The following is a 22,258-nucleotide window of genomic DNA, read 5'->3' on the forward strand; positions in this document are numbered from 1 at the left end:
GAATATTCAATGGAACCAATAGAAGCAGAAGTCTACAACTATCCAATAAAGAAACAAAACTCAAAAACACAATTTACAACATTTACAGAACAACACAAATTCAAGAAAAATAAGGATTTCTACAAAGCCTTTTTTTAAAAATAAGTGATTTTAACATCAAAAAATAGTTTTAATAAAAAAAAGGAAATAATTTAAAAAAATTATTTCCTAAATGAGATAGAATACTTTAGTTCAATTTATTTGGAAGAAAGGCCCTACACAGCCTTGTCCCCCTCTTCATGTGTTCTGATTCTAATTACGTTTTCAACCGGTTGGATAAAGATTTTTCCATCTCCAATATTTCCGGTGTATGCCCCTTTAATGATCTTATCAACAATGAAGTCTAACCGGTCATCGTTGACAACAATTTCAATACGTGTTTTTGGAATCAAGTCAATACAAAAATTTGAACCCCTGTATGATTCTTTAATACCTTTTTGACTTCCTCTTCCTTTTACTTCGTAAACGGTCATTCCTTCGCATCCAGCTTCAATTAACTCTTTTTTTACATCTTCGAATTTTTCTGGTCTTATAATAGCAACAATACGTTTCATTTAAACCACCTTAGTTAAAGTTATATGCAGATTCTTGGTGAAGACTGGTATCTAATCCTACTGTTTCTTCACTTTCTTCAACTCTGATACCACCCATTGCTTTATCTAATACTTTAGCAAGGATGTAACTTATTGTGAATGCGTAGACAATAGTTACTACAACACTTATTATTTGAACTACTAATTGGTTTGCATTTCCTGCAATTAAACCAGCTGCTCCGTTTACTGCTGGGACTGCAAATATACCAGTTGCGATTGCACCCCAAACACCAGACATACCGTGAATTCCCCATACATCTAATGCATCATCATAACCGAGTTTTGGTTTTAAGTAGTATACTGCGAAGTATGATACAACTGAAGCTCCAGCACCAATTACTAATGCTCCAAATACATCAACAAATCCTGCTGCAGGAGTAATACCTACAAGTCCTGCGATTGCTCCGGAAATTGCTCCTAATACTGTTGGTTTTCCAACAACTTTAGTATCGATTAATGTCCATACAATTAATCCTACTGCTGCTGCAACGTTAGATACAATAATTGCGTTTGCTGCAAGTCCATCTGCTGCTAAACCTGATCCTCCGTTGAATCCCATCCATCCAATCCAGAGTAATGCTGCACCTAAGACAGCGTATCCTAAGTTGTGAGGGATAGAAATGTTTTTTCTTCTTCCTAATACAAGAGCAACAGCTAATGCGGAAATACCTGAGTTAATGTGAACTACTGCACCACCTGCGAAGTCAAGTGCACCCATTTGCATTAACCATCCTCCACCCCATACCCAGTGGGCAATTGGGACGTAAACAATACAAACCCATAAAATGGTAAAAGCAATCCAAGCTTTTGTTTTCATTCTTCCAACTAATGCTCCAGATATAATTGCACATGTTAATCCAGCAAATGCACACTGGAACATGACAAACAGTAATGTCGGAATAGTTCCACTTAATTCATCAAGCCCAATTCCTTGTAAGAAGAAATTAGATGGTGAACCAATCAGACCACTAATGTCGGTTCCAAATGCAAATTGGTAACCGAAAATAACCCATATAACACTAATTATTGAAAAAGCAATAAATGTTAAAAAAATTGTATTTAAAACATTTTTCCTTTTACATAGACCTCCATAAAAAAATGCTACTGCTGGAATACTCATTAAAAGTACGAGAATTGTACAAATAAGAACCCACGCAGTATCACCTGCACTAAATACATCCATAATATCAAACTCTTAATTATTAAATTGTAAATTTTACTAAATTGAATTACACCAATAAATGTGTCGGAAATAATGTGTCGGAAGTAATGTTCCGACATACTACTATTAACCTTCATCATATATAAAGTTTTTGGGCAAACTAAAAAAACAAAAGATCAAATTTAGAAATAATTTCATCTAAAAATTTTTAATAAAATCAAAAATAATGAATTAGAATACTACAAATTCGTTCTAATTAGGTTTAAATTACATATTTAAAAGAAAAATATTAAATATATGCTTTTAAGAAAAATAATATTAATATAAACAAAAAATAGGAATGTGTTATTGTGAGAGGTTCAGTTAAAGCAAATTTAATAGTATTTTCAATTATTGCACTTATTGCATTTGCAAGCAGCAGTGCATTTGCTAGTCTAACAATTACATACAATCACGATTCATACAAATTAATTCCTATTAAAAATGATTCATTTGAACCAAACTACATAGATGAAGTTCCAACCATCATTCCAAAGCCAGTTAACAATACAAATACAACAAATACCACAACTAATGGAACAGATTACAACAATACAAGAAATACTACTTACGAATTGATTGAAACATATGTAGCGGGGCAGATAAAATGAGTGAAAAGAAAAAATTTATCAGAGATAGTGTCTATGGAGATATTAACCTAAATAAATTTGAAGTTAGCATTATGGACATGCCACAATTCCAACGTTTAAGAAGAATTAAACAGTTAGGATTAATTAGTTTAATCTATCCTGGTGCAAACCATACTCGATTTGAGCATTCCATTGGAACAATGAACTTAGGATCAAAACTTGCAGAAGAACTTGAATTAGAAAAAGATGAAATAGAATTAATAAGAACCTCTGCACTACTTCACGATATTGGACACGGGCCATTTTCCCACGTATCTGAAGGAGTTTTATCTGTACCTCATGAAAAACTAACAGAATATGTTATTAAAAACACATCAATGAAAGATTTGCTTGAAGAAAAATTTGATGTAAATGAAATAGTTGATATCATAAATGGAAGAGGACATCTCGGTCCTATCGTTTCCGGAGAGCTTGATGTTGATAGAATGGATTATCTTTTAAGAGATTCACATAACACCGGTGTTGCATATGGAGTTATTGATTATGAAAGAATCATATCCAATTTAAAATTAGAAAATGGATTAATTTTAGATATTAAAGGAGTTCAAGCAGCTGAAGGAGCTCTTGTTTCCAGATATTTCATGTATCCAAGTGTATATCAGCACCACACCACAAGAGTTGTTAATTCAATGTTTAGAAGAGCTCTAAAAAGAACCATTGATGAAAAAATAATCGATGAAAATGATATTTACAAATATGATGACAATGACATGATTAGTATTTTTAGACATTGTGACAATCCATTTGTAAATGACATAATGAATAGACTAGACACTAGACGAATTATGAAAAGAGTCAAAACAATTCGTCTTGATAATTTTAAATTCCCTGAAAAGATGTATAAAATCAATCAAGACACATTAAGAAAAGCTGAGGCAGAAATAGCTGAAGATTATGGTCTTGATAAAGATTATGTTTATATTAATATTGCCGAATATCCTCGTTTTGATGAAATGAAAACACAAGTTAATGTTGATGGAAGATTATACCCTTTAACTAAAATATCAAATATTATTGGTGCATTAAGTAAAGCAAGATTTAATATCCCAGACATTAGCGTTTATGTGGATAATGATGAAAAATCAAAATTCGAGAAATTTAAATTAGAAAACTATTTAGAATTACCTGAAATTGACAAAGATAAATTTCATGGAATACATTATGATCAAATTAAATTAATTTAGGAGAAAAATATGATAGTTGTTGGAATTACTGGAGCAAGTGGAGTCATATATGGAATAAGACTTCTTGAAGCTCTTAGAGAATTAAATATTGAAAATGCATTAGTAATGAGTGATTTAGCCAAAGTAGTTATTGAATCAGAAACAGATTATGATGTGGATGATGTAATTAAAATGGCAGACAACTATTATGAATTCCATGACTTAACTGCTTCAATCAATAGTGGTTCATTTAAAACCGAAGGAATGGTTATAGTTCCGTGTACTATGAAAACCTTATCCTCAATAGCTAACGGATACGGTTCAAATACAATAACAAGAGTGGCAGATGTTAATTTAAAAGAAAAAAGACCACTAGTCATAGTTCCTCGTGAAACTCCACTAAGAATCATTCACATACAAAACATGCTAACATTATCACAAGAAGGAGCAACAATTTTACCTGCAATGCCAGGATTTTACTCCAATCCAAAAACAATTGATGACCAGATTAATTTTGTTGTTGGAAAGATATTAGATTCATTAAAAATTGATAATGATTTATTTAAAAGGTGGGAATGAATATGTTAGATGACAAAGATTTTATTAAATCATGGGACGTTCCAGGACCTACTAAAGAAGCTATTAGAGCTATAATATTATATAAATCTGAAGTTACATCCAATGACAGAGTTGTTGATTGCGGATGTGGAACAGGTGGAATTACATGCGAATTTTCCCAAAGGGCAAAAGAAGTAATCTCCATTGACACCAATCCAGAAGCAATTGAAGTAACTTCAAAAAATCTTAAAAAATTTGGACTTGGAGATAATGTTACATTAATTAACGATGATGGTTCACAGGCATTAAAAGATATTTCAGATATTGACATAGCTATTGTTGGGGGCAGTGGCAGGCAACTTGAAAATATCTTAGATGTCGTTGATGAAAAATTAAATTCAAAAGGCAGAATTATCATAACCGCAATCTTAGTAGATACAAAGGTTGAAGCAATAAATAAACTTAAAGATTTAGGATATAATCCAAAAATCATGGAAGTTAATGTTTCAAACGGCAGAGTACTTGATCGCGGGGTTTTAATGATTAGCGAAAACCCGATTGCAATCATTACAGCTAAAAAAAGATAAATAAAAGGGAGATTATAAAATGAATGAACATAATAAATGGAAAGTTAAATTTTCAATTTTAATGGTTATTTTAATAATAATCATATATGGTTCAAACTATCTTGTACTTCAGGATGCACACCATATTATTTCTTATGTTTGGACTCATTTAGGATTTATTCCAGTAGATATTCTAATTGTTGCATTTATACTTGAAGGAATTATTGAAAAAAAAGAAAAAGAAGCTATGCTTGAAAAATTAGACATGCTTATGAGTACTTTCTTTTCAGAAGTGGGTAATGATTTAATTACTCAGTTAAGTAAAGCTAACAAATTCAAAGCAGATACTGCGAATTTAAAATCCATTAAAAACTGGACTGATGAAGATTATGCTAAAAAACTTGAAGAAATTAAAAATTCTCCAGTTGAGTTTTCAGCAGACATTGCTCCAGAAGACCAAGAAGAATTCTTAGAAAACTTAAGAGAATTACTTGTTGGCAAAAGAGAATTTATTATTAATTTAATAAATAATCCAAATTTACTTGAAAAAGAAGAATTTACCAACTTAATTAATGCTATTCTTCATTTAGATGAAGAGTTAGAACACAGAAAAGACTTAGCATTAGTCAATGAAACTGACTTTATGCATTTAAACGGAGATATGAGCAGAGTATACAAAATTTTAGTTCACGAATGGGTTTACTACCTCAGATATCTTAATAAGCATTACCCATACATGATTGCATTAATGATTCGTACCAATCCATTTGATGAAACTGCAAGTGTATACGTAACTGAATAAAAAAAAGGAGATTTAATATGAGTAATGAAATTAAAAATAGTGAAAATATTAAATCCTGTATAATTTTATGTGGAGGGCAAAGTAGAAGAATGGGTCAAGACAAAGGATCTATGATTATTCAAGATAAACCTATGATTAAACACATACTTTCTACTTTAAACCACTATATCGATGAAGCAATAATCGTTTTAAATGATAAATCTAGAGTTGATAGATATAGTGAATTTATCAACTCAAATGATTATTCATACCAAATCACTTTTCTAGAAGACAAAATCAAAAATAAAGGACCATTACCTGGAATTATGACTGGACTTGGAAAAATTAATAGCAATTATGCATTAGTTCTACCATGTGACAGCCCATATGTCTCAGAAAAATATATTGAAACTATTTTTTCACAAATTGATGTAAATTATCAAGCTATTGTTCCATATCATGATGAAACAAACAGATTAAAAACATCAGAACCACTTCATTCAATATATAAAAAAGAAATCATTGCTGATATTGAAAAATTAGTAAATGACGATATATTGCATATTAAAGGATTAATAGAAAAAATAGATACAAAATTTGTTTTAATTGATAATAAAAAAATAGAAAAAAAAGAATTCAGAAATCTTAATCGTCCAGAGGACATTTAAAGATTTTCAAGTAATTCTTTAACTTTTCCTATTGCAGTATTTACACAATAGAAAATTTCATCTTTAGTTAATGGCTCGTCGCCACCTTTTTGCATTGAGCAGATGCGACCATCTTTAGTAACACCAACATTTAAACGAGCACTAGCAACTCTTTGTTCATCCAAAGTAGGATCAATTACCATTTTATCAGCAATTTTAACAAAGGTACATAAAGCTAATTCGTTGTTGATTGGTAAATCAAAGGTTTCATCTTCACTAAGAACAACTTCATCATCTACAATGCTTGCAACAGGCAATTTAGTGGATTTAAGAGCAGCCATAAATGCTAATTCACATGCATCGAAAAGATTTCCGCAGTTGTCGATAATGTGTAAGTCTGCAAATAACATCCAGACGTGTTTTCCTTCTTCAATACATAATTTATCTAAATCGATTAATTCACTTTCACGAATACCTCTGTCAACTACACGTGCAAGTTCAATAGAATCTTCACTAGGTGGTCCTGGTTCAAAAGTAGGATCAGCCATTGGTAACATTTCACAATTAGTCATTAAAACTCCTAAATCAGGAGTGTCTGGGAATGGAGAACCAACTTGTGGTTTAATACCAACAATAACTTGAGTTCCTCCGAGTTTTACACGAGCAGAACCTTCTGCTTTAGAGATAACATTGGTTTCAATAGTAATATCCCTATATTCAGTTAAATCTCTGCCATCTTCCCTTTTATCATTTTTAACAAGATCAGCAATACTTTGTCTTGTAATTTCTGGTACAATATCCATATTATCCCCTCACTATTCAGTAGAATACTTTTTCATTAAAGCTTCTTTTTGAAGTTCACTAACTTTAAGACAACCTTCCATTGCTAAATCAATAGCTTTTTGGAATTCTTCTTCAGTTAAATCCCCATCACTTTGTAATAAAGTAATTTCACCAGTTCTTGGCATTATAGCAATTGGGACATCAGCTTGACCTTCTTTATCTTCATATTCTGATAAATCAAGTACAATTTCATCATCAACTTTACCTGCAGCACATCCCACAACAATATCTTTCATAGGAATTCCTGCATCAACAAGAGCAACAGAAGCAGCTGTAATTCCAGCACAACGAGTTCCACCTTCAGCTTCTATTACTTCTATATAAATATCAATCATTGAACGAGGATAATTTTCTAACATTAATGCTGGTTTTAATGCTTCAGCAGTAATTTTAGAGATTTCAGATGATCTTCTATCAGGTCCTGGTCTTTTTCTGTCATCTACTGAGAACGGAGCCATGTTGTATCTGCATCTAATTACTCCAGTATTAGGTTTAAGTAATCTTCTAATATATGATTCTCTAGGACCATAAACAGCCACTAAAATTTTATTTCCACCAAATTCTAAGTAAGCTGAACCATCTGCACGTTCAAGTACACCTGCTTCAATTTTAATAGGACGTAATTCATTAGGTTTCCTACCATCCTTTCTAATATATTCTGACATTATATCAACCTCTCAATCTGCGAAGAATTATTTATTATTCAATATAAAAGAACTGTTTGAGTTATCACCGTATGATAATCCACCATCTTTTTTACTTTTATTTTTTCTTTTCAATTCTTCAATAACTTCAGCAATATTAGGTTTGTCGCCTTTTTCTTTCTTTTCTTCTGCTTGTTGTTTAGCAAGTTCTTCTTGTTCTAATTCTTCTTTGAAGTTTTGAAGTTTAGGTTTTTCCAAAACAAATTCTTGCTCTTCTTCAGCTTCAACTTCTTCAGGAGGTAATTCTCCATCAATAGCTAAGTATAATTTGTTTTTAATTTTATTGGTTAAACCAGAAGTATGAGCTTCAGCTTCAATTAACTGAATAATACTTTTGGTAAGTTGTTCCATGTCTTTGTCCCCTTTTACCCAAACAAGACCATTTTGACCAACGACAATTTTACAATTGGTTTTATCTTTAATCATGTTGATCATAGAACCTTTTTTACCAATTAACCTAGGAACTTTGGTTGGAGCAATATCTACGATAATTCCGCCTTTAAATTTGCCCATTCCTCTTCCTTTTAAACCGAGTTTTGCCTTTTTGATTTCATCAACATCGACAACTCTTAAAAATAGAACATCCCCAATATCGAAAACTTTATTGAGTTCTTTTTTTTCACGACCAAACACTTCAAAAGCAGGTAAAATTCCAGAATAAGGTGAATTAATGTCAACATTCCACATTGAGAACCTAACATCATCAATTTTACCTATTACAACATCTCCTTTTTTAGGAACATATTTACTTTTAAGAGGAATAACTCTAAGTTTTTTATTCCTCAAAGAAACAAGTCCCATTAAAGAAGAACAAACTTTACCATTCTCTTTAAAGGTACCTCTTCCAGAATAGTATTCATCGTCAGCCAATAACTGACCAGGAATAACTAAATCTTTATTTTCCACATATATCATAATAATCCCATGAACATAAGTTATTTAATAATTTTGGTTTCTGCGTCTCCACCTGAAATTTCAGCCATTTTAGCAGAAAACTTATCTTGAAGACCACCGGACATTTCAATAATACCAATCCATGAACCATCTTGCTGCCATTCTTCGTTTAAAATTTCACCAAATCCATGAATAACAGAATAAGCACTTCCCGCAGATGCTCCAGGCAATCTAACAGCAATTTTAACTTTTTCAAATTTAATTGGAATAAGTGGTTTAATAGCTTTTAGTGCTACTTGTACTTGCTGGTCTACAGAAGTGAAAGGATCAAATTTGACTCTAGCTTCATCACATGCATTTTCAATTCTTTGAACAGGATGAGGTAAACCATTTTGAGGGTTAACTGCTTCTTTAGCTATTTTATTAATAACCAATTTCCTTTTATCTTCCTGCATTTTCCTTTTTTGATCAGCAGTTAATTGTACGGTCCCTTTTTCAAGTATAATTTTAGAAACTTCAATAGGGTCAGTAGTTTCAAATATTTTATTCATAGCCTCATCAGAGGCTTTGTCTCCTTTTTTGGAATCTTTGAAAATTTCTTCAACAGCTAAAAGATCTTCAATAGCAACATCAGGACCATCTGGATTTCTAAAATCAGCTGCCAAATCAGGGTCAACTAATATTTCAAAGTGTTCACCACAATATTCATATTTAGCAATAATTGCTTCATCAATGTTTACCATTAAAGTATCCCCTAACTTAATTAATTAAAAAGAATTATTCTTCAGCTTCTTCTTCGCAATCAGCTGATTCTTCTTCCTCTTCTTTTTCCTCTTCTTCAACAAGTACTTCATCAATGTAGTTTTGTACTTCTTCTTGAGAAAGTTTTACGTATTTTTCATCATCAACTTTAATAACTGCAATTTCAACGTTATTTGAAGTGGTTTCGTGATCAGTAGATTCATTAATAGCTACTAATGCTAATTCAATAGCTTCATCTAAAGTTAAATCGTCACTATATTTTTCTTCAAAGATTTCCATAGCTGCAGATCTTCCTGAACCAATAGCAGTAGCTTTATATTCAATTAATGCTCCACTTGGGTCAGTTTCGAATAATTTGCATTTACCATCATATACTCCACCAATGATTAAAGCAGAACCAAATGGTCTTACTCCACCGTTTTGAGTGTATAATTGTAACATATCACATAATTTTTTAGATAAGCTAGTTACACGAATAGGTTCACTATAAGTTATTTTATTTATTTGTGCTTCAACTCTTGCTCTTTCAATTAAAGCTCTTGCATCAGCAACAAGTCCTGATGTAGCTGCACCAATGTGTTCATCAATTTTGAATATTTTTTCAATGGATGATGCTTCAACTAATTTAGAAGTAGTCCTTTTATCAACAGCTAAAACAATACCTTCAGAACTTTTTACACCAATAGATGTAGTTCCTCTTTTAACAGCTTCTCTTGCATATTCTACTTGGAAAAGTCTTCCATCTGGGCTAAATACAGTAATTGCTCTATCATATCCGGCATTTTGTAAAGGTTGCATTTTAATACCTCACATTTTAATAAATATTTTATAAATTTTAAGTTCAACTACATAAAAAAATAAAACCAAATCTCCATGAAAAGGCAAATTTTCATTTTAAATTCCCACTTTGTAGAAAATTAAAATATTTTTATTCTTTTTTCCATAAATCCAATTGATATTTATATTAATAAATTATTTATATAGTTTTCTATTTTAAAATAACAAAAAGTAACTAAATGTATTTTTCAGACCCTTTGATAGTGCCAGATAATCCAATAGTTGTAATGGCAATCCTATTCCCATTATATTTATTAGTAAGAGCAAAAGATGACCTTACCTCATCAACATAATCTCTTTGACATCTTATAATTGATTTATATCTATAATAACCATCACATTTTTCAATTTCAAAGAACCTCATAACCCATAAATTAAAATTAGATGTATTAAGTTCTCCTTGAAAACGAACACATGCATCCCAAATAATTGTAACCAATTCATCTTTTGTAATCTTTGAATTGATTTTAACATCAACTGTAAGATACCTATTATTTTTTCTTAGTGTAGGTGGCAATACTTTAAGCTTCATCTCTAACCCTCCTAACACCTTTTAAAATTAGATCTTCCCTATTTTTATTATATTCTAGGATATTAGATGAAGTTTCAAAAGACTTATTAATTTCTGCATCTGTCAAACCAGTCTGCTTGAAAAAAGCAACAAAATCATGAGTGGTTCTGATATCAAATACCGATTCCGCTCTTGAAGACAACACCAAAGGAAAATCAAATTTCCTATATAAAGTATAGATATCTTTAAAATTAGAAATAACTTTTGATCTATGTGACAAATAACTTTTCAAAACATCCTTAAAACATAATTCAATAGCTACATTGTTTTTTACAGCTTCTTTTGCAAGTACATGATTTAAACCACTATCATATCTCCTAAGATAGGGTCTTGATAAAACATCCACTTTTATATTTTCCAATGTTGACCTGTTGACTTTTAAATCACCACCAACAACAGAAATGCAGGAAGCTTTCTTCCTGAATTTGTTAACAGACTTCTGAATATCATTAATGTTTGATGATTTTATTTCCAATGTATAATTAAATTCGATAATTCCATCCAATGAATTTTCCAAATCATTCTTAAAATCAACAGCATTTAAAAAGTCATTTGTATTATATGAAAAATTAATATGATTCCAACCATAAAAAGAAGCTTCATTAGCCAATTTAATATTGTTTTCCAGGCTGCTTCCCTTAATATTTAAATCAAAAAACATATTATAATTTATATTTTTATCAATTAAATAATTTATTAAAAAAAATAAAAAAGTGAAATTAAATCACTTTTTATTGATATCTTAAGAATTCAACTTCCCAACTTACAGTTTCATAATAATCAATAGTAAATGTCTCAGAGGTATCGGAAGTATAAGTGAATGAATCAGATCTAGTTTCAACAGCACTTTTTGAACCCCAATCCACACCACCAGACTCACCATTAGAACCGGAAACTGTTAAATGATTGGTTGCATAATTCTTAATAGGATATGCAGAAAGTTTTACTTTAATTTTACCCTCAGGAACAGTAATTGTTTTAGATCCAGACCCAGACCCCGAATAACTACCTATGGACTCCCATGACTTAGATTCAGTTGTTTGGGAAGATACCTCTTGAGTTTTAGCATCATCATCGCTACTTGAAACCTGACTACTTGCAGACCCAATTTCCTGAGATTCAGTGCTTTGCTGCGGAACATCATTACTTTGACTATTAGAATTATTATTTAATGCAAAAAATCCAATAGCACAAACTAATAGCACAATAATAACAATTAAAGCAATTATTATACCTTTAGAGTTACCTCCAGATTTAGGAGGTACTTCTTCAAGTGAACTACCGCAACTTGTACAAAATTTAGCACCTTTTCTATTTTCAAACCCACATTCTTTACATTTCATATAAATCATACACTAAAGATAATTTAATATAATATTTTAATATTATACACTAATAAATTGATTGGAACATGTATAATAATTTAATTAGTGTGTAATATGTTATAAAACATTTTATAGTACTAATCACATAATATTCAACATGGGGAATGAAAATGATGAACTTTTGAAATTAACTTCATACGTTCAAATTTCTAAGTATAGAGAAAAAACATTAAAATCCATTGGCAATGACGTTAAAATACCAACCAACATTGCGAAAGATAGCGGAATTAGGACTAATCATATTTCAAAGGTTCTGAGTGAATTAAAAAGTAAAGAAATCGTCGAATGTATAAACGAGGAAGCTCGTAAGGGAAGATTATACAGATTGACCGATACTGGAAAAGATGTTTTAGAAAGTATTAAAGTGAAAGAGGATAAGGAAAATAAAGATTAATTAAAATCAATCCCCTCTTTAATATTTTTTAACTCTTCAATAACTTCAGGATTTGAAGATTCTTTTAAAACATCATGCAAAATTTTTATTAACAAACTATTTTTAATATTCAACGGGAAACAATCAACCGTTTCATTTACAATTGAATCATAATTTGGATTTTTCAAATCCAACTTATATTGTAATTTTATTTCCTGTCTTAAATCATCATCAATGTACTTTTCAAGATATACTATTAATTCGTTTGCAAATGAATTACCAAATTTTTCCATAGTTCTTATTGAATCGTCATCAAAAGGAGTATTTTCAATTAATAGCTTAAAAGATCCATAATTCTGATACCCATATGGGATAAATCTACCTTCAACAGTATGTGCACAGTATTCATTCATGATTTTGAATTCGGGAAGTGTTAAAAAATACCAGATGAAACTTTGTAATGTTGAAGATGTTTTAACATTAAGTATACAGCACAGCAATTCTTCAATAATTGAAAACAAAAGATAATGAGCTAATTCATGAATTATTGTTGCAATCTGAACAGATTCATCCAACCTATCATCATAGAAAATATAATTACCTAAAAATATGAATCCTCTTTCATAGCATCTTGCTTTAGTTTTACAAGGAGCAAATATGCTTGCCAGATTTAAAATTTTATCTTTAATAGTACTACCATGAATTTCAGTGAAATCCGCTCTTAAAAATATATCTCTTAATAATTCATTATACTCTTCATCAGTTATTTGAGCATTTAATAGTAAATTTTCATTATATTCAGTGAATAACACGTCAAAATCATCAATTTCAATTGGATTTATCTGCCTGTTGCAATTAACGCAATAAACTGTATAATTTTCATTAACTGAACCACAATAAGGACAAACATGTTCCAAAATAAATTTATTACCACAATGAGTGCAGTAATTATTTTCTTTAAAATTCAAGGTTCCACAAACATCACAATTTTTCAAAATAATCACTACCTAAATCTATTTTTAAGGCTTTTTACTGTGTTTCTAAGAGAATTTTTCATTAAAAACATCTTTTTGATATTTTTACCACAATTTGGACAAAATTCAGTATCCCAATCATTTACCTCACCACAAGAGCAAATAATTTTTGAAATGATTAATCTCTTTGGGTTCAATGGTCTTTGGCAATCTTGGCAAAATTTAGCGGAAATGGGATTTTTATGCCCGCAAACACAAACAATTTGTGAATTTTCCTTTTTTATGTTTGCTCCACATTCAATACAAAAAGAATCATTAATATCATTTAAAGTAGAACAGACACACAATACTGCCATATCGGGTAGATTACCATAATTTTTCAAAGGTAAACCACAATTTCTGCAAAATTGAGCATTGCTTTCATTTTCTTCACCACAAAAACAAAAAATAGAATCATTAAATTCCAAATTAAAATTACTGTAATTGCTATTTTCATATACAATATTTTTGTTCAACTGCTTTCCACACATTTCACAGAATATATTTTCCTTGGAATTGATTGCACCGCAGTCGCATAGAACATTCTCCAAATTGAATTTTGGTTTGGATTTGTTCTTTAAAATTTTAGCTAATTTGCCTTGTGCTCTTTTTGTTCCACACATATAACAAAATTCGTTGCTTACATCATTTATGTATCCGCAGTGGCAAATTTCATATTTAAAATCATCACGTTTGCTTAAAATATATGGTGAAAAATCAATGGAAAAATTAAAAAACCCAATATTATGTATTGGGGGTGTAAAAACATAAGATTCTTCTTTTTCTGTGTTAAATGTTTTACATCCGCATTCCGGACAATACTGATTATTTGGAAGAATCCTATGACCGCATTTTTTACAGTAATTTTCTAAAGTCATGTTATATCTTAGTTTTTAGACAATGATTGAATTTCCTTAACTACTTTAGATAATACTTCTTCGCCTAATCCTTCAATGTATTTGATGGATCCAGCGCATTCGTGACCTCCACCATCAATACCTGCTTGAGGCACTAACTCTATCATTTTGGATACAATTTCATTTACATTGAAACCATACTGTTCGTTGACTGCATCAGTAGCTCTGAATACTCCGAAATCAGGACCGTGGCCTAAAGTCACAATAGGTTTGTCTTCACCTAACTCCTGTTTTACACTATCATGGACAAAACCACATGTTTTACCTGGAGCAGGGAATGTAAATTTATGTGCATATTTTTCAACATCAATAAGGTTAAAGTAGATTCCATTTTCAAGTTGGGTTCTTTTGATATTTGGAAGTGCTGCTTTAAGTTGAGTATCAACTCTTTTTTGATATTCTTTATACAATGCATTAATCATTTTTTCATGCTTATCAATATTGTCAACAGCCAAAATAGTGTCCATTATTCCTCTACCGTTCATGAATCTTAAGAAGTATGCTTCAAAGTCGACACATTCAGCGATTTTAGCCAAATGTTCCTTTTCAAATCCTTTTTGACTTGCAAGTTCCAAGTACTGGACAACTTCACCACATTCTGCCTTATCTCCTAATGCTGCAATAGCAGGTAAATGTTTAATTGTTTCAGTTACATTCGGATTAATTAAATGTGCAACTTCTGTTGCAAGGGCACCTGCAGTTAATTGTGAATCTCCACCAACTAGATATGGATTTACATGACAGTCAACATATTCATCAACTGCAACAGTAGCTCCATAAATTTCACCATCTCTTTCATCTTTAGTGAGCAATTCACCTGGAGAGTGGTGGTCTATTACAACAACTTCAATATCATAAATTTTAGCTTGCATCAATGCAACAATATCCTCTTCTGTTGATCCGTTATCTAAAAGAACAATTAAAGGCAATTTCTGACCATGTCTTTCTTGGTCTTCCAATGCAAAGGACAAATCTTTAACTACATCTTCAAGCTCATAGAAAGGAGCCTTACTTGGAGATCTCTTGAAATAGTAGTATTGAGCATCATTACTTGGATTTAATTTTTCGATTAAAGGAACAATAGCTTTTTCCATTGCAACACCAGAACAAATACCATCTGCATCATTATGGTGTCTAAGTAAAATTGTTCTACCATCAAGTATTGCTCTTCTAATTCTTTGAGCTGCTTCAAACATTTTTGGTTTAAGTCTGTTTAAAACATCACTTTTGACTAAGAAATCAACATCTTCAGGCTTAGCCTTTTCATTTAATGCATCGTCAATTAATTTAAGTAACTTTGCAGTATTTTCTTCATCAAGTTTTACCATTGAAGATGACTCAATTTGAGTCTTTCCACCGTGTTCGTTGACTTCACCAACAACTTGAACTGCATCACCAAGTTCGATATCAGGATATGATCTCTCACCAGCCTTATCAAATGCAGCTATTTCAGTAGTTCCACTTTCATCACTTATTATGAAAATAGTTGGACCGGAAGTCAGTTGGATTTGTTGAACTTCACCATCAATTCTAACAGTTTTTCCTTTTTTCTTCTCAAGCTCACCTATAAGAGTTCTAGGGAAAGTTTTGGTTAATTTTTTAAGATTATATGATTCAACATGAGCTAAACCTAAATCAATTTTTCTTTCTCTAGCTTTAATGGCTGTGACAAATACAATTACTTCATCACCAACATTGCATCCGAAGTGATCTCCTCTCATTAATCCCCAAACATTATTGTTTAGAGTAACAAAAGCACCGTATTTTTCAACTCTGGTGACTTTTCCTTTGTATAACTTGTCTTTGTCCATATCTCTCATTTGACATAAGGAATCTAGAACATATACATCACGGGTTGCACTTCTGCGAGCTTCAAATTTATCATGTTTAGCTTTTTCTAGTTTTCTTTTCTCTTCACAGCTAGCACATAAATCATGTTGATCACTTATTGATTTACCACAGTCTCTGCAGACATTTATTTGACCGGTTCCATGACAGTGAGGACATTCACCAAATACTTCAACTTGTCCTTTTCCATTACATACTTCACATGGAACATCTTCTTGACCACCTAAGTCAAATTTTGCTCTTGCATTACTGTTTACGCCTTTAAAATGATTACCAACATCAAAAGCATCATCTTCATAACCTGTTCCACCACAGGCATCACATTCTTTGTAGTCTACAACTACAGAGCCTCTTCCTTTACATTTTGGACATTTTGTTTTCAATTCTAAAACACCACCTTATAGCATAAATTTTTGTGGTTTAAATAATTCTGTATTATTATTAACTATTTCATCACGTTCATGCTGATACATTGTAGCTTCATACATCAATTCATTAGCCTGTGAAGCATAACTTGTACCAGTACTATTTGAATAAACTTTAAAACATTCAATTGCATTTATTAAGTTGTCAACTGCATCAATTTTGAGTTCTAATTCCTGGACAACAGTATCAATATACTCCTTTTGGACATCATTTATATCAGAAGAAAATTTGTCCCGAATATTTTTTAATTTATTTAGACTTTCATTAAAATTATCACCTGCAGATTTAGCCTTATTTAATGATTCATCAAAATATTTGTCGTTAACTAATTTAACAGCTTCATTGTAATCATTATCTCCATCAACGATAGAATTACTAATATCTGGCATGGTTTTATTAATATTATCCATAGAACTATCAATAAACAAAATAGCTCCAGAAATAGACAACAATACTAAAATAAAAATTATTAATTTTATATAACTAGACACATTTATTAAATTTATAACAAGACATTATTAAAATTTTCCTAAGCAATGGAAATTAAATAAATAAAAAAAAGAAAGGTAAGTTTAAAATTAAATTTTAAACCTATTCGCTGGACCAGAGTCCGTGTAAATTACAAAATGCGTATGCTACAGCAGCATCAGCTTTGTCAGCACCAATAGTGAAAGTTGCTTCAGCAACATCGCCAGGTTCGAAGCATTTTGCGTATAATTCGTTATCAACACTTACAGCAACAAATTGGATGTAGTGGTCGTCATCCATAGGGTGAGCAGCTTCTCCAACTTTTACAGTAATGTTGTCACCGTCGATTTCAACAACAGGTTTGTGTTTAGGTGCTTTTTCTCCTTCAGTGATTACAGGGATTTTAGTAAGATCTGGGCTGCAAACTTCACCTTCACCTTTAACAAACATTCCTAAGATACTTCCACATTTTTCACATTTAATAAAATTTGCCATATTTAACATCTCCATTAAATTATATTAATTAAATATATTTCATATCCCAATATATATTATTGTTGATTTTCATAATAATTTTCAATAGCTGCTTTAAGACCGTCAGCTGCTAAATTTGAACAATGCATTTTAACTGGTGGAAGACCATCTAATTCTTCTGCAACATCATTTCTTGAAATTTCTAATGCTTCTTCTAATGTTTTACCAACAGCAATTTCTGTAATCATACTACTGGTTGCAATTGCAGCTCCACATCCAAAGGTTTGGAAAGAAATGTCTTGGATGACATTATCTTCAACTTTAATGTAAATAGTCATTAAATCCCCACAGGTAGGGTTTCCAACTGTTCCAACACCGTTTGCATCTTCCATTTTTCTACTGTTTCTTGGATTTGCAAAATGGTCCATAACTTTTTCTGAATAATCCATAATTAACACCTCTTACAACTGTCATTTCCTTTTTTACACATTACACCATCATAATCAATTTCTTGGTTCCATAAAGGAGACATTTCTCTTAATCTTGCAACTGCATTTGCAAGTACATCTACAAAGTTATCAATATCAAATTTGTCACTTTCAGGGGAAAGTGAAATTCTAAGTGAACCGTGAACATCAACAGGATCTAATCCTAATGCAGTTAAAACTGGAGATGCTTCAAGGGAGTTTGAAGAACATGCTGAACCTGTTGAAGCCTGATAACCTTGTGCATCAAGTAATAAAATTAAGGATTCACCTTCAATAGCACTGAATCTGAAATTAACCAAGTTAGGTAATCTGTGTTCTTGATCACCATTAACGTAAGCTTTAGGAATAGTAGCTAATACTTTTTCTGCTAATTCATTTCTAATTGAAGCTAATTTTTCTTTATGTGCTTCAAGTTGAGTACTTGCTAATTCACATGCTTTTCCAAAACCAACGATTCCAGGAATGTTCTCAGTACCACCTCTGATTCCTCTTTCCTGACCTCCACCATGGATTAAAGGTTCTACTCTGGTTCCTTTTCTTATGTATAATGCACCAACACCTTTAGGTCCGTTGATTTTGTGAGAAGATAATGCAAGTAAATCTACGTTTAATTTTTCAACGTCAACTTCGATTTTACCAAAGGTTTGAACTGCATCAATGTGGAATTTAATTCCTTTTTCACGTGCAATTTTACCAATTTCCTCTACAGGTTGAATGGTTCCAATTTCATTGTTACCATGCATGATACTGATTAAAATGGTTTCGTCAGTAATTGCATCTTCTACATCTTCAACTTTAATAATACCATTTTCATAAACTGGTAAGTAAGTAACTTCAAATCCGAATGATTCTAAAAACTTTAAAGTATTTTTAACAGCAGGATGTTCAATTTCAGTTGTGATTATATGTTTACCTTTTTTGAATAATTTAGATGCAATACCTTTAATTGCTAAATTATCAGATTCAGATCCTCCGCTTGTAAATATTATTTCTTCAGATTTTGCATTAATAGAATCAGCCACTCTTTGACGAGCTAATTCTAATGCTTTTTTAGATTCACGACCAAGTTTATAAAGAGTGGAAGGATTACCATATTCTTGTATGAAAAATGGTTTCATTTCCTCAAAAACTTCTTGACTAACTTGTGTAGTTGCTGAATTATCCAAGTACATAATTTCTACCTTTTAAATTTTATTAATTAACAAATATGCGTCCATTTCACATATACATACTCAGTTCGATAAATATGATAATAACAATGATTTTATTAAAATATATCATGTGTTATATTCCTATATAACAATAGTTATTATTAATATATAAATGTTTTGTAAAAGAAAAATTTTAAAAAAAAAATCAATGAAAAAGAGAAAGAAAAATTCTCTTAATCGTTAATATCATAACCTAATGCTTGTAGGTTATCTCTAATTTTATCAGATAAATCGTATTGTTTGTTAGCTCTTAAATCTGCTCTAACTTCAGAGACTAAATTAAGTAAATCATCAGAACCCGCATTTACTTGTTCACTAACAAAACTTACACCGAAAATATGAGCCACATCATCCAAGAATAATTTAATAGCTATTTTATCTTCATCTGAAAAATCGGACAAATCATTTTTAGTATCATTAATTAATCCAAAAATAGCTGCAATAGCTTTTGGAGTGTTAAAGTCATCATCCATACTATTAAAGAACTCTTCTTTGTGAGGTGCTAAAACATCACACTCATATTTTTCATCACCAACTTCAACATCTAAAAGCTCATAGTATTTTCTAATTCTGTCTAAGCTTTTTTCAGACTGGTGAAGTGAGTCTTTAGAAAAGTCAATAGGACTTCTGTAATGAGTTGAAAGTACAAAGAATCTGAAAGTATCAGGTTCATAATCTTCAAGCAATTCACGGATAGTAATGAAATTGTTTAAAGATTTTGACATTTTTTCTCCGTTAACATTTAAAAATCCGGTGTGTAACCAGAATTTAACCATAGGAGCTTTTCCTGAAACAGCTTCCATTTGAGTAATCTCTGCTTCATGGTGAGGGAAAATTAAATCTAAACCTCCACCGTGAACATCATACTGAGGTCCAAAGTAATATTCAGTAATTGCAGTATCTTCAATATGCCATCCAGGTCTTCCGTCACCCCATGGAGATGACCAGGTTGGTTCATCTACACCGATACGTTTTTTCCAGAGCGCAAAGTCCTGTGGATTTTTCTTGGTGGTTTCTGCAATATCTCTGTGTGATTCTAATTCATCAACATTTCTGTTGGATAATTTACCAAATTCTGGGAATTTATCAATTTCAAAGTAAACTCCATCTTCGGTTTCATAAGCAAAACCTTTATCGATTAATCTTTGAATTTGGTCTAATATTTCATCAACATGATCAGTTGCTCTTGCAAATAAATTAACACCAGTGACATTTAATTTATGCATGTCTTCAATGTATCTTTTTTCAAACTTACGAGCTAACTCTTGAGCAGGAATTCCGTTTTCTTTTGATCTATTAATGATTTTATCATCAATATCAGTAATATTTTGGATGTAAAATACAGCATACCCACTATATTCCAAATATCTTTTAATTGTATCAAAAGAAATGTATGTTCTTCCATGTCCAATATGAGCATCATCATAAACAGTAGGACCACATACAAATAAGTTAACCCTATTTTTATTAATAGTTACAAAATCCTCTTTACTACGAGTTAATGTTGAATAGACGTCCATAAAAATAACCTCAAAAAAATAGTATTTAAAAAAGGCAAGTGAGGGATTTGAACCCCCGTATTATGGTCTGCAGCCACACACCTAAGCCACTCGGTAAACTTGCCATTAAAATTAAAGGATAATAAAGTATTAGTCATTTACACTATAAATACTTTACTATTTTATCCTTGATTTTCCTAATTTACTTTAGAACCTAAACAAGATTGACAATCTTCACCAAGGTGAGATTTATCAATGTTAAGTTGTTCTAGTACATCATCTACTTCAACATTGTTGCATATTTTACAGGTTGTTGAAATTAAATCTGCCTTAGTTGCTTCGCCTTCAGATAACTTGCGAGCAAATTCATGAATCATACCTCTAACCCTTTCATCAAGTTTGATTCCACTACCTCTTTTATCAGTAATATATTGGGATACAGCAGGTTGAGTAATATCCATAAGTTCAGAAACATCTTTTTGTTTCATCCCCAAATTTAACAATTCTTTTGCTAATTCAGATCTAATAGCAGGTATTACATACCAAACAACAATTTCACAAGGCGGTTTCATAAAAATCACTTTTCATTTTCTAATAACTCATCCAATGAGCCATATTCAGAATTGATATCGTCTAAATCAATACCGTTTTTTTCGTATAAAATTTTAATATATTTATCATTTTCTTGGAGATGCTTATTAATAGTTTTAATTGCATCTGCAACAGGGTCTGGAAGTTTATTGTGATCTAAATCAACCTTCTTATGAGGTACTCCTCTACGTCTTACAATACGACCCGGAACTCCAACACAAGTACATTCTGCAGGAACATCTTTTAAAACAACAGCACCAGTACCAATTTTGGAATACTCACCAATAGTAATATTACCCATTACTTTAGCACCAGCACCAATAATAACTCCTTTTTCAATAGTAGGGTGTCTTTTGGTTTTTTCAGTTGTGGTTCCTCCAAGAACTACACCTTGGTAAATCAAAACATCATCACCAACAATTGCAGTTTCACCTACAACAACACCCATACCATGATCAATGAAAACACGTTTACCAAATGTCGCACCAGGGTGAATTTCAATACCGGTCAAAAACCTGGATATGTTAGAAACAATACGTGCTAAAAGCTTGAATGAATGATTCCAAAGCCAGTGCCCAAGTTTATGAAACAATAAGGCATAAAAACCCGGATAACATAAAAATATTTCTAATGTTGATCTTACTGCCGGATCCTTTTCCTTAATAGCCCTAATTTCTTCCCTTAAATTATCAAACATTGGTAAACCTCAATATATATTACAATGTTATTACATTTAATAACATGTGATATATAAAG

27 protein-coding genes and 1 tRNA gene are annotated in these 22,258 nt (G+C 31.2%); 7 read left to right on the plus strand and 21 right to left on the minus strand.

Annotation, left to right across the window (positions count from 1 at the left end; translation table 11 throughout):
- Window positions 1-254: 254 nt before the first annotated feature.
- On the minus strand, window positions 255-593 hold the full coding sequence (locus tag PUD86_07805; GenBank protein ID MDD6777182.1) for a P-II family nitrogen regulator: 339 nt from the start codon (window positions 591-593) through the stop codon (window positions 255-257).
- Between the two features lie 10 nt (window positions 594-603).
- Window positions 604-1,815 carry an ammonium transporter gene (locus tag PUD86_07810; GenBank protein MDD6777183.1) on the minus strand — a complete coding sequence of 404 codons (1,212 nt, stop codon included), beginning with the start codon at window positions 1,813-1,815 and terminating at the stop codon, window positions 604-606.
- Window positions 1,816-2,144: 329 nt separating this feature from the next.
- Between PUD86_07810 and PUD86_07815 the strand changes: the two genes are divergently transcribed.
- Genes PUD86_07815 through PUD86_07840 form a run of 6 tightly spaced genes read left to right on the plus strand, consistent with a single transcriptional unit; the run spans window position 2,145 to window position 6,219 of the window.
- Window positions 2,145-2,444, plus strand: a complete 300-nt coding sequence (locus tag PUD86_07815; GenBank protein ID MDD6777184.1) for a hypothetical protein — start codon at window positions 2,145-2,147, stop codon at window positions 2,442-2,444.
- The gene (locus PUD86_07820; protein ID MDD6777185.1) at window positions 2,441-3,667 is read left to right on the plus strand and encodes an HD domain-containing protein; all 1,227 of its coding nucleotides are present in this window, start codon (window positions 2,441-2,443) and stop codon (window positions 3,665-3,667) included. Before PUD86_07815 ends, PUD86_07820 begins: the two co-directional genes overlap by 4 nt.
- A gap of 9 nt (window positions 3,668-3,676) precedes the next feature.
- Window positions 3,677-4,225 carry a UbiX family flavin prenyltransferase gene (locus PUD86_07825; protein ID MDD6777186.1) on the plus strand — a complete coding sequence of 183 codons (549 nt, stop codon included), beginning with the start codon at window positions 3,677-3,679 and terminating at the stop codon, window positions 4,223-4,225.
- A gap of 2 nt (window positions 4,226-4,227) precedes the next feature.
- On the plus strand, window positions 4,228-4,791 hold the full coding sequence (cbiT, locus tag PUD86_07830; GenBank protein MDD6777187.1) for a precorrin-6Y C5,15-methyltransferase (decarboxylating) subunit CbiT: 564 nt from the start codon (window positions 4,228-4,230) through the stop codon (window positions 4,789-4,791).
- A 19-nt stretch (window positions 4,792-4,810) separates the two neighbouring features.
- Window positions 4,811-5,572, plus strand: coding sequence for a hypothetical protein (locus tag PUD86_07835; GenBank protein ID MDD6777188.1), 762 nt, complete (start codon window positions 4,811-4,813; stop codon window positions 5,570-5,572).
- 17 nt (window positions 5,573-5,589) lie between these two features.
- The gene (locus PUD86_07840) at window positions 5,590-6,219 is read left to right on the plus strand and encodes a molybdenum cofactor guanylyltransferase (GenBank protein MDD6777189.1); all 630 of its coding nucleotides are present in this window, start codon (window positions 5,590-5,592) and stop codon (window positions 6,217-6,219) included.
- Here PUD86_07840 and rrp42 read toward each other — a convergent pair.
- The 8 genes from rrp42 to PUD86_07880 form a co-directional block, all read right to left on the minus strand.
- On the minus strand, window positions 6,216-7,001 hold the full coding sequence (gene rrp42, locus PUD86_07845; protein ID MDD6777190.1) for an exosome complex protein Rrp42: 786 nt from the start codon (window positions 6,999-7,001) through the stop codon (window positions 6,216-6,218). The two genes, PUD86_07840 and rrp42, sit on opposite strands and share 4 nt — an antisense overlap.
- A 12-nt stretch (window positions 7,002-7,013) precedes the next feature.
- A complete protein-coding gene (rrp41, locus tag PUD86_07850) occupies window positions 7,014-7,709 on the minus strand; it encodes an exosome complex exonuclease Rrp41 (protein ID MDD6777191.1) in 696 nt (231 codons plus the stop codon).
- A gap of 24 nt (window positions 7,710-7,733) precedes the next feature.
- Window positions 7,734-8,660, minus strand: a complete 927-nt coding sequence (gene rrp4 / locus PUD86_07855) for an exosome complex RNA-binding protein Rrp4 (GenBank protein MDD6777192.1) — start codon at window positions 8,658-8,660, stop codon at window positions 7,734-7,736.
- 20 nt (window positions 8,661-8,680) lie between these two features.
- A complete protein-coding gene (locus PUD86_07860) occupies window positions 8,681-9,382 on the minus strand; it encodes a ribosome assembly factor SBDS (GenBank protein MDD6777193.1) in 702 nt (233 codons plus the stop codon).
- 34 nt (window positions 9,383-9,416) lie between these two features.
- A complete protein-coding gene (psmA, locus tag PUD86_07865; GenBank protein MDD6777194.1) occupies window positions 9,417-10,199 on the minus strand; it encodes an archaeal proteasome endopeptidase complex subunit alpha in 783 nt (260 codons plus the stop codon).
- Window positions 10,200-10,413: 214 nt separating this feature from the next.
- Window positions 10,414-10,770: an Rpp14/Pop5 family protein gene (locus PUD86_07870; protein ID MDD6777195.1), complete on the minus strand. Its 357-nt coding sequence runs from the start codon at window positions 10,768-10,770 to the stop codon at window positions 10,414-10,416.
- Window positions 10,760-11,470 (minus strand): RNase P subunit p30 family protein, encoded by a 711-nt coding sequence (locus tag PUD86_07875; GenBank protein ID MDD6777196.1) that lies wholly within the window; start codon window positions 11,468-11,470, stop codon window positions 10,760-10,762. The genes PUD86_07870 and PUD86_07875 overlap by 11 nt, the downstream gene beginning before the upstream one ends.
- 70 nt (window positions 11,471-11,540) lie before the next feature.
- Window positions 11,541-12,152 carry a zinc ribbon domain-containing protein gene (locus PUD86_07880; protein ID MDD6777197.1) on the minus strand — a complete coding sequence of 204 codons (612 nt, stop codon included), beginning with the start codon at window positions 12,150-12,152 and terminating at the stop codon, window positions 11,541-11,543.
- Window positions 12,153-12,291: 139 nt separating this feature from the next.
- Here PUD86_07880 and PUD86_07885 point away from each other — a divergent pair, with 139 nt between their 5' ends.
- On the plus strand, window positions 12,292-12,588 hold the full coding sequence (locus tag PUD86_07885; GenBank protein ID MDD6777198.1) for a winged helix-turn-helix domain-containing protein: 297 nt from the start codon (window positions 12,292-12,294) through the stop codon (window positions 12,586-12,588).
- On the opposite strand, the gene PUD86_07890 is transcribed toward PUD86_07885, so the two are convergent.
- The 11 genes from PUD86_07890 to cysE form a co-directional block, all read right to left on the minus strand.
- Window positions 12,585-13,562, minus strand: a complete 978-nt coding sequence (locus PUD86_07890; GenBank protein ID MDD6777199.1) for a zinc ribbon domain-containing protein — start codon at window positions 13,560-13,562, stop codon at window positions 12,585-12,587. The genes PUD86_07885 and PUD86_07890 overlap by 4 nt on opposite strands.
- Before the next feature lie 8 nt (window positions 13,563-13,570).
- Window positions 13,571-14,458: a zinc ribbon domain-containing protein gene (locus PUD86_07895; protein MDD6777200.1), complete on the minus strand. Its 888-nt coding sequence runs from the start codon at window positions 14,456-14,458 to the stop codon at window positions 13,571-13,573.
- An 8-nt stretch (window positions 14,459-14,466) separates the two neighbouring features.
- Window positions 14,467-16,728 carry a DHH family phosphoesterase gene (locus PUD86_07900; protein MDD6777201.1) on the minus strand — a complete coding sequence of 754 codons (2,262 nt, stop codon included), beginning with the start codon at window positions 16,726-16,728 and terminating at the stop codon, window positions 14,467-14,469.
- A gap of 15 nt (window positions 16,729-16,743) precedes the next feature.
- Entirely contained in the window at window positions 16,744-17,199 is a 456-nt protein-coding gene (locus PUD86_07905) for a hypothetical protein (GenBank protein MDD6777202.1), read from the minus strand.
- A gap of 163 nt (window positions 17,200-17,362) precedes the next feature.
- Entirely contained in the window at window positions 17,363-17,734 is a 372-nt protein-coding gene (locus tag PUD86_07910) for a desulfoferrodoxin family protein (protein MDD6777203.1), read from the minus strand.
- Window positions 17,735-17,790: 56 nt separating this feature from the next.
- Window positions 17,791-18,162 carry a Fe-S cluster assembly scaffold protein NifU gene (gene nifU / locus PUD86_07915; protein MDD6777204.1) on the minus strand — a complete coding sequence of 124 codons (372 nt, stop codon included), beginning with the start codon at window positions 18,160-18,162 and terminating at the stop codon, window positions 17,791-17,793.
- Window positions 18,163-18,164: 2 nt separating this feature from the next.
- Window positions 18,165-19,373, minus strand: coding sequence for a cysteine desulfurase NifS (nifS, locus tag PUD86_07920; protein ID MDD6777205.1), 1,209 nt, complete (start codon window positions 19,371-19,373; stop codon window positions 18,165-18,167).
- 212 nt (window positions 19,374-19,585) lie between these two features.
- Window positions 19,586-20,932 (minus strand): cysteine--tRNA ligase, encoded by a 1,347-nt coding sequence (gene cysS / locus PUD86_07925; protein ID MDD6777206.1) that lies wholly within the window; start codon window positions 20,930-20,932, stop codon window positions 19,586-19,588.
- A gap of 32 nt (window positions 20,933-20,964) precedes the next feature.
- Window positions 20,965-21,036, minus strand: a tRNA-Cys gene (locus PUD86_07930).
- Between the two features lie 72 nt (window positions 21,037-21,108).
- Entirely contained in the window at window positions 21,109-21,483 is a 375-nt protein-coding gene (locus PUD86_07935) for a transcriptional regulator (protein MDD6777207.1), read from the minus strand.
- A gap of 5 nt (window positions 21,484-21,488) precedes the next feature.
- Complete coding sequence (cysE, locus tag PUD86_07940; GenBank protein ID MDD6777208.1) at window positions 21,489-22,199, minus strand: serine O-acetyltransferase; 711 nt, start codon at window positions 22,197-22,199, stop codon at window positions 21,489-21,491.
- Window positions 22,200-22,258: the final 59 nt, after the last annotated feature.

The sequence above is a fragment of the Methanobacteriaceae archaeon genome (assembly GCA_029219465.1).
GTDB lineage: Archaea > Methanobacteriota > Methanobacteria > Methanobacteriales > Methanobacteriaceae > Methanocatella.

Excerpts from the sequence above, each read along its gene's own strand:
- PUD86_07805 (MDD6777182.1), bottom strand. The coding sequence starts at position 593 with ATGAAACGTATTGTTGCTATTATAAGACCAGAAAAATTCGAAGATGTA.
- PUD86_07810 (MDD6777183.1), bottom strand. The coding sequence starts at position 1,815 with ATGGATGTATTTAGTGCAGGTGATACTGCGTGGGTTCTTATTTGTACA.
- PUD86_07820 (MDD6777185.1), top strand. The coding sequence starts at position 2,441 with ATGAGTGAAAAGAAAAAATTTATCAGAGATAGTGTCTATGGAGATATT.
- PUD86_07825 (MDD6777186.1), top strand. The coding sequence starts at position 3,677 with ATGATAGTTGTTGGAATTACTGGAGCAAGTGGAGTCATATATGGAATA.
- cbiT (MDD6777187.1), top strand. The coding sequence starts at position 4,228 with ATGTTAGATGACAAAGATTTTATTAAATCATGGGACGTTCCAGGACCT.
- PUD86_07835 (MDD6777188.1), top strand. The coding sequence starts at position 4,811 with ATGAATGAACATAATAAATGGAAAGTTAAATTTTCAATTTTAATGGTT.
- PUD86_07840 (MDD6777189.1), top strand. The coding sequence starts at position 5,590 with ATGAGTAATGAAATTAAAAATAGTGAAAATATTAAATCCTGTATAATT.
- rrp42 (MDD6777190.1), bottom strand. The coding sequence starts at position 7,001 with ATGGATATTGTACCAGAAATTACAAGACAAAGTATTGCTGATCTTGTT.
- rrp4 (MDD6777192.1), bottom strand. The coding sequence starts at position 8,660 with ATGATATATGTGGAAAATAAAGATTTAGTTATTCCTGGTCAGTTATTG.
- PUD86_07860 (MDD6777193.1), bottom strand. The coding sequence starts at position 9,382 with ATGGTAAACATTGATGAAGCAATTATTGCTAAATATGAATATTGTGGT.
- psmA (MDD6777194.1), bottom strand. The coding sequence starts at position 10,199 with ATGCAACCTTTACAAAATGCCGGATATGATAGAGCAATTACTGTATTT.
- PUD86_07870 (MDD6777195.1), bottom strand. The coding sequence starts at position 10,770 with ATGAAGCTTAAAGTATTGCCACCTACACTAAGAAAAAATAATAGGTAT.
- PUD86_07875 (MDD6777196.1), bottom strand. The coding sequence starts at position 11,470 with ATGTTTTTTGATTTAAATATTAAGGGAAGCAGCCTGGAAAACAATATT.
- PUD86_07880 (MDD6777197.1), bottom strand. The coding sequence starts at position 12,152 with ATGAAATGTAAAGAATGTGGGTTTGAAAATAGAAAAGGTGCTAAATTT.
- PUD86_07885 (MDD6777198.1), top strand. The coding sequence starts at position 12,292 with ATGGGGAATGAAAATGATGAACTTTTGAAATTAACTTCATACGTTCAA.
- PUD86_07895 (MDD6777200.1), bottom strand. The coding sequence starts at position 14,458 with ATGACTTTAGAAAATTACTGTAAAAAATGCGGTCATAGGATTCTTCCA.
- PUD86_07910 (MDD6777203.1), bottom strand. The coding sequence starts at position 17,734 with ATGGCAAATTTTATTAAATGTGAAAAATGTGGAAGTATCTTAGGAATG.
- nifU (MDD6777204.1), bottom strand. The coding sequence starts at position 18,162 with ATGGATTATTCAGAAAAAGTTATGGACCATTTTGCAAATCCAAGAAAC.
- nifS (MDD6777205.1), bottom strand. The coding sequence starts at position 19,373 with ATGTACTTGGATAATTCAGCAACTACACAAGTTAGTCAAGAAGTTTTT.
- cysS (MDD6777206.1), bottom strand. The coding sequence starts at position 20,932 with ATGGACGTCTATTCAACATTAACTCGTAGTAAAGAGGATTTTGTAACT.
- PUD86_07935 (MDD6777207.1), bottom strand. The coding sequence starts at position 21,483 with ATGAAACCGCCTTGTGAAATTGTTGTTTGGTATGTAATACCTGCTATT.
- cysE (MDD6777208.1), bottom strand. The coding sequence starts at position 22,199 with ATGTTTGATAATTTAAGGGAAGAAATTAGGGCTATTAAGGAAAAGGAT.